This window comes from Streptomyces sp. CNS606 (assembly GCF_000426325.1).
Genome location: NZ_AUFD01000051.1, coordinates 1 through 5,042, shown reverse-complemented (window position 1 = coordinate 5,042; position 5,042 = coordinate 1). Strand labels below are relative to the sequence as shown.

The following is a 5,042-nucleotide window of genomic DNA, read 5'->3' as shown; positions in this document are numbered from 1 at the left end:
CCGGAGGAGGTGCGGGAGGCGCTGCAGATCGGCCCGGACGCGCCGATCATCACCACCGACGCCCGGCACCGCGCCGACGCGAAGAGTGCGCTGATCACCCTGGTCGAGCACGCGCTGCTGGCCCGCCTCAAGTGACTCTCCTCGCGATCAACTCGTTCCGCAGCGGGGCGAGTTGATCCACTCGGCCGTTCCGGTCCCGGGTGTGTTCTTCGCCATGGTTGAGACACGTTTCATAACGTTTCCGCAGCTGATTGACGGGCCGTCGACACGCCGGGCGAGCAGAACGTTTCGTTCTGCACACAAATACTTGAGTTTTCGCCCCTATTGTCCTTTTTATGGTGATTCGAACCTTGCGTGCTGCCATGAATCGAGGGCTCCGTCAAGTGTTTGGAAAGCGGCGCCCCCACGTGCTGGAATTCGCTGAACTCAGCAGTAGGTACGGCTTCATCCAATTCGAGGGGCCACGCGCCGAGAGGTGAGAAGTCGAGTGAGGCGTAGGAACAAGGACTCCGCTCCGCAGGACACGGACGGGTCACGGGGCAATTTCACCCCGCCCGCCCGCGTGTCGGCGGAGCGTGGACGGCCGTCCGAGCCGGCCCCGCCGAGCGGCAGCCGGCTGTCCGTGCGCAACTGGCGCGTGCCCACCAGACTGAACGCGATCCTGCTGATTCCCGTGCTGGTCGCGCTCGTCTTCGGTGGATTCCGGGTGCAGAGCTCGGTCGACGGCTGGAACGAGGCCGAGGAGGCGCACGACATCGCCCGCCTCGTCGAGGCCGCGTACGACTACAGCAACGCCCTGCTCAACGAGCGTGATCGCTCCGCCGAACCCCTCCTCGACGGCCGCAGGAACGATCCGACGGTCCTCAAGCTGCGCGCGGCCACGGACCGCGCCAAGGAGGCGTTCGACGCCGAGGCCGAGAACATGCCGGCCAAGCCGGGTCTCGAGCGCCGCCTGGAGCAGTTCCGCGAGGCCGAGCCGCAGCTGGAGAAGCTGCGCCAGGTCGCCTACACGGGCAGGCTCGACGGGGTGAAGACCGAGGAGGGCTACACCGAGGTCCAGCACTTCCTGATGCAGTTCGCGAACGAACTGGGTCTCGGCTCCGGCAACGTCACCTCCTACGGCCGGTCGGTCTACGCCGTCGCTCTCGCCAAGGGTGCGGAGTCGCTCCAGCGCTCCATCGGCATGCACCTGCTGCTGAAGCCCGCCGAGGATCCCGCCGAGCTGAAGCGCCAGCTCACGGCCTTCTCCTCGTACGCCTACCTCGAGCGGATCGCCGTGGAGGAGTTCGTCGGCGGTGGGCGCCCCCAGGACATCGCGCTCTTCGAGAAGGAGTTGCGGCAGGCGCAGCAGGAAGGCAAGGAGAAGGTCGCCGCCGCCCGGCAGGCGGCCGAGGCCCAGGACAAGCCGTTCGTCGCCCCGCCCCCGATGGAGGACATGATCCGGGCGATCGCCGGCGGTGCCGAGGCGAGCGAGCTGCGCCGGCAGGGCGTCACCCCGCAGACCTGGTCCGCCGCCGCCACGGCCAAGTTCGACGCCTACCGGGCCGTGGAGACCGAGCTGGTCGACAGCGCCGTGGCCGAGACCGAGCAGATCGCCGCCGAGTCCCGGACCGACACCTTCGTCACCGGCGCCATCGTGCTCACCGCGCTGCTGATCGCCTTCGCGCTCGCCGCGCTGATGGCCCGCTCCATGAGCCGCAGCATGCTCTCGCTGCGGACGGCCGCGTTCGACGTCGCCGAGCAGCGCCTGCCGATGCTCGTCGACCAGCTCTCCCGGACCGAGCCCGGCCGGGTCGACACCCGCGTCGAGCCCATCCCCCTCACCAGCACCGACGAGATCGGCGAGGTCGCCCGCGCCTTCGACCAGGTGCACCGCGAAGCCGTCCGGCTCGCCGCGGAGCAGGCGCTGCTGCGGGGCAACGTCAACGCGATCTTCACCAACCTCTCCAGTCGCAACCAGGGCCTCATCGAGCGCCAGCTCGCCCTGATCACCGAACTGGAGAACAACGAGGCCGACCCCGACCAGCTGGAGAACCTCTTCCGGCTGGACCACCTGGCCACCCGCATGCGCCGCAACGGCGAGAACCTGCTGGTCCTGGCGGGCGAGGAGCCCGGCCGCAGTTGGAGCCGGCCGGTGCCGCTGGTGGACATCCTGCGCGCCGCATCCTCGGAGGTGGAGCATTACGAGCGGGTCGGGATGTCCTCCGTCCCGGACAGCGAGATCCACGGCGCGGCCGTGACGGACCTCGTGCACCTGCTGGCCGAGCTGCTGGAGAACGCCACCTCCTTCTCCTCGCCGCAGACCCGGGTCGAGGTCGCCGCCACGCGCCTGCCGGACGGCCGGGTGATGATCGAGATCCACGACAAGGGCATCGGCCTGACCGCGGAGGACTTCGCGGACATCAACCACAAGCTGGCCAACCCGCCGACCGTGGACGCCGCCGTCTCCCGCCGGATGGGCCTGTTCGTGGTCGGTCGCCTGTCCGACCGGCACGGCATCCGCGTGCAGCTGCGGCCCTCGGGCGAGCAGGCCGGCACCACCTCGCTGGTCATGCTTCCGGAGGCCATCACGCACGGTGGCGGCGCGGAGGAGGTCGAGCAGGACTTCACCGTCTCGAGGATCATGCCCGAGCAGCCGGTCGCGGCGCAGCCGGTCTTCGACCAGCACCTGCGCTCGGCCGCCGACCTGGGCTTCGACGACTCCCGTTTCGCCTCCGAGGGCGAGCCGGTCCCGGACGGGGCGCAGTACGACGCCCTCGGCCGCTCCCTCCTGCGTGAGGGGCGCCGCGCCGCGCTGGAGGGCCGTCGGCCCGACGAGCCGGAGGGCGTCTGGAACGAGACCGGCGACCCGTACGGCACCGGGTACGGCGACGGCTACGGAGCCCGTCCCGGGTACGAAACGGACGGCGGGCCCCCGAGTGGCGGCTATGCCGCGGGCGCCGCAGACCGGTCCGGATACGGGCAGAGCGGATACGACCCCGGCCCGGAGTTCCCGGCCGGTGACCAGCCCGGTTATGATCACCGGACCTCGGGCTGGCCGGAAGCGGAATCCGCTCCCGGCGTTCACGAGGGCACCGGTGAGCGCGTAGGCTTCGAACGACCGGGCCCCTCACCGAGCAGCTACCACTCCACGACCGGCGCGGGACTCCCGCGGCGGGACCCGGGGCGACGGCCGCACGAAGAGGGACCGGCAGCGCAGCACCAGGTCCAAGCGGAATCTCCGTCCCAGCAGCCGCAGCAGTCCCTGCCGCAGCAGCCGGGCTCCCCGGAGAACACCGGCGACCAGTGGAGTTCGGCCAACGACGACCGCTGGGGCCGGGCCGAGAAGCTGCGTAACCCGCAGGCCGGCGGTGTCACGCACTCCGGCCTCCCGCGACGGGTGCCCAGGGCCAACCTGGTCGAGGGCACCGCGGCGCAGAGCCCGCAGGGCGGCCCTCAGGTCTCCCGCGCCCCCGAGGACGTACGCGGCAGGCTCAGCAACCTGCACCGCGGCGTCCGGAGGGGACGCAACGCGAGCGATGCCCACCAGAACGACCGACAGGGCTTCGGCCCCGGCAGCACCTACGATCAGGAGCGTTAGTGTGAGCCCGATGAGCCAGGCGGCGCAGAACCTGAACTGGTTGATCACCAACTTCGTGGACAACACCCCCGGGGTGTCCCACACGGTGGTGGTCTCCGCCGACGGACTGCTCCTCGCGATGTCCGAGGGCTTCCCCCGCGATCGTGCCGACCAGCTGGCGGCGGTCGCGTCCGGGCTGACCTCGCTGACCGCCGGGGCCTCCCGCATCTTCGAGGGCGGCAGCGTCAACCAGACCGTGGTGGAGATGGAGCGCGGCTTCCTCTTCATCATGTCCATCTCGGACGGCTCCTCCCTCGCCGTCCTCGCCCATCCCGATGCCGACATCGGCCTCGTCGGGTACGAGATGGCCCTCCTGGTGGACCGCGCGGGCACCGTCCTCACCCCCGATCTGCGTGCTGAATTGCAGGGATCCCTTCTCAACTAGGCATCGAAAAGGCGATCAGGCAGTGCGCATCGCGTCTCCGCCCCATAGGGTGCCGGGGACGCGGTGCCACCGGGAAACCGTGGTAGCAACTGGCAGTTGTGGCCCGCTAGTCCGTAGCCGGAGGAGGAAACGTGACAACGTCACCAGGCGGACCGTCGTACGGCGACGGCCGGGAACAGCAGCAGGGTTCACCCCTGAAGCGGTTCAACTTCCCCTCCGCACCCAGCGAGCGCGTGACCGCGCGGCCCGCCCCCGCGCAAGCGCCGGCGGATCCGCAGCCGTACGACCACTCGCCCCACTACGACGAGCAGCCGCAACCGCCGGAACGCCCGCTCCCTTCTCAGCCGCAACACCACGCCCCGACGCCACCGCCCCACCGGATCGAGCCGGTGCAACCGCCGCAGCACCGGATCGAGCCCGGCTCGGGCGGTCCGCAGGGCCGTGACGGCGACATCGACGACGGCCGCAGCGACCAGCAGCCGTTGGTGCGTCCCTACGCCATGACGGGTGGCCGAACCCGTCCCCGCTACCAGCTGGCCATAGAGGCCCTGGTGCACACCACGGCGGACTCCGCACAGCTCCAGGGCCAGCTGCCCGAGCACCAGCGGATCTGCCGGCTCTGTTACGAGATCAAGTCGGTCGCCGAGATCTCGGCACTTCTCTCCATTCCCCTCGGCGTCGCACGGATCCTCGTGGCGGATCTGGCGGAGGCCGGCCTCGTCGCCATCCACCAGCCCGGTGGCGGCGACTCCGGCGCCGATGGCCAACCAGACGTGACACTGCTCGAAAGGGTGCTCAGTGGACTTCGCAAGCTCTAGCGGCGGTGCTGCTGCCCGCTCCACCACTTCCGCGAAAATCGTGGTGGCCGGCGGCTTCGGCGTGGGCAAGACCACCTTCGTCGGCGCGGTCTCGGAGATCAATCCGCTGCGTACCGAGGCCGTGATGACCTCCGCGTCGGCCGGCATCGACGATCTGACCCACACCGCGGACAAGACCACGACCACGGTGGCGATGGACTTCGGCCGCATCACCCTGGAC

The 5,042-nt window shown here is 70.1% G+C and carries 4 protein-coding genes and 1 pseudogene; all 5 read left to right on the top strand.

All coding sequences use genetic code 11. The annotated features are described in order from the left end of the window. Positions 1–135 (top strand): annotated as a pseudogene (locus tag K304_RS30270) (ATP-binding protein); the annotation flags it as partial. Between the two features lie 352 nt (positions 136–487). Continuing rightward, positions 488–3,580: a nitrate- and nitrite sensing domain-containing protein gene (locus K304_RS0120440; protein WP_027765247.1), complete on the top strand. Its 3,093-nt coding sequence runs from the start codon at positions 488–490 to the stop codon at positions 3,578–3,580. Positions 3,581–3,590: 10 nt separating this feature from the next. Next, complete coding sequence (locus K304_RS0120435; protein ID WP_037791334.1) at positions 3,591–4,004, top strand: roadblock/LC7 domain-containing protein; 414 nt, start codon at positions 3,591–3,593, stop codon at positions 4,002–4,004. 131 nt (positions 4,005–4,135) lie between these two features. Then, a complete protein-coding gene (locus K304_RS0120430; protein ID WP_027765245.1) occupies positions 4,136–4,822 on the top strand; it encodes a DUF742 domain-containing protein in 687 nt (228 codons plus the stop codon). Further along, a partial coding sequence (locus K304_RS30265) for an ATP/GTP-binding protein (protein ID WP_037791332.1) occupies positions 4,803–5,042 on the top strand: 240 nt, incomplete at its 3' end. The genes K304_RS0120430 and K304_RS30265, both read left to right, overlap by 20 nt.

Coding starts and splice junctions, on each gene's coding strand:
- K304_RS0120435 (WP_037791334.1), top strand. CDS start 3,591: ATGAGCCAGGCGGCGCAGAACCTGAACTGGTTGATCACCAACTTCGTG.